Below are 1239 nucleotides of genomic sequence, written 5' to 3'. Positions count from 1 at the left end.
ATCTAGAAATATCTTGAGACGTCCAAGTATTTTCTTTATTACTGGACTCTTATTAGAGAGTAAAACTAAGCCTGAGATAGGGCTTAAATATTAATATACGAGGGGAATTAACAACTGAGTATTATAAAACACCCGAATGTGCAAATAATTTATATAAAATAAATTCGATTACAAAAAGTATCGTATCTTTATTAATTGGTATTGCAATTGATAAGGGCTATATAAATGATATACATACATCAATTACAGAGTGGATTGAAAATGTACCTGGGGAAAAACATGATTTAACGCTATATCACTTATTAACAATGACTACTGGTGAGGGCTGGAAAGAGTTTGGGAATGGAGTAGTATTCCCAAATGACTTTGTAGAATCAGAGAACTGGGTACAGTACATATTAGAGAAGCCAATAATTGAAGAACCTGCTACAAAAATGAATTATAATTCAGGTTCTTCTCATTTACTGAGCTATATTATTCAAGAAGCTACTGGAATGTCGACAGAGCGGTTTGCAAAGAAATATTTATTTGATCCATTAAAAATTAACGAATACGAGTGGCAACAAGATCCGCAGGGTATATATGTAGGTGGCTTCGGTATGAAAATGAAATCTACCGATTTATTAAAATTAGGAAAATTATGTTTGCAAAATGGATATTGGAATGAAAAAGAAATTGTATCAGCGAAATGGTTAGAAGAGTCAAGTAGGGCGCAATTTGAAACATATGAACATGTGGGCGCATATGGATATCACTGGTGGGTATTACATAACGAAAGATTTCACATACCGTATTGTATATATTTCGCTATGGGATACGGCGGACAATACATCGTTATCATTCCTCAATTAGAAGTAGTAGCTATTATAAGTAGTCATATGCCAAAACGTGGGCTCGTTCCGTTAAAATTATTTATTGAGCATGTACAGGGAAATTCTAATTATATATAAGAAAAGGAGGGAATGTATGAAAGATGAAAAAATTTTATCTTTATTTAGACTATGTTTAAGCCTTCTAGCATTTAGTACAATCATTACGCAATTTATAATACGGGCACAAGTGAAACCGTTCAACCCAGTTAACTTTTTTAGTTTCTTCACTATCGAAAGTAACATTTTAGTTGCATGTATTCTCCTCGTATATTAATATTTAAGCCCTATCTCAGGCTTAGTTTTACTCTCTAATAAGAGTCCAGTAATAAAGAAAATACTTGGACGTCTCAAGATATTTCTAGATAAT

Annotated in this window: 2 pseudogenes; both read left to right on the top strand. The window is 32.4% G+C overall.

From position 1 onward, the window contains the following. Positions 1 to 98 precede the first annotated feature (98 nt). Positions 99 to 950, top strand: a pseudogene (locus MR168_RS32925) (serine hydrolase domain-containing protein); the annotation flags it as partial. Between the two features lie 16 nt (positions 951 to 966). Next, positions 967 to 1140 (top strand): annotated as a pseudogene (locus MR168_RS32920) (Pr6Pr family membrane protein); the annotation flags it as partial. Between the last annotated feature and the right edge of the window lie 99 nt (positions 1141 to 1239).

Origin of the sequence: Bacillus cereus group sp. BfR-BA-01356 (assembly GCF_022663635.1) — a bacterium.
Taxonomy (GTDB): Bacteria; Bacillota; Bacilli; order Bacillales; family Bacillaceae_G; genus Bacillus_A; species Bacillus_A cereus.
The sequence above is the reverse complement of the archived record's forward strand: the minus strand, read 5'-3'. Positions and strand labels throughout refer to the sequence as shown.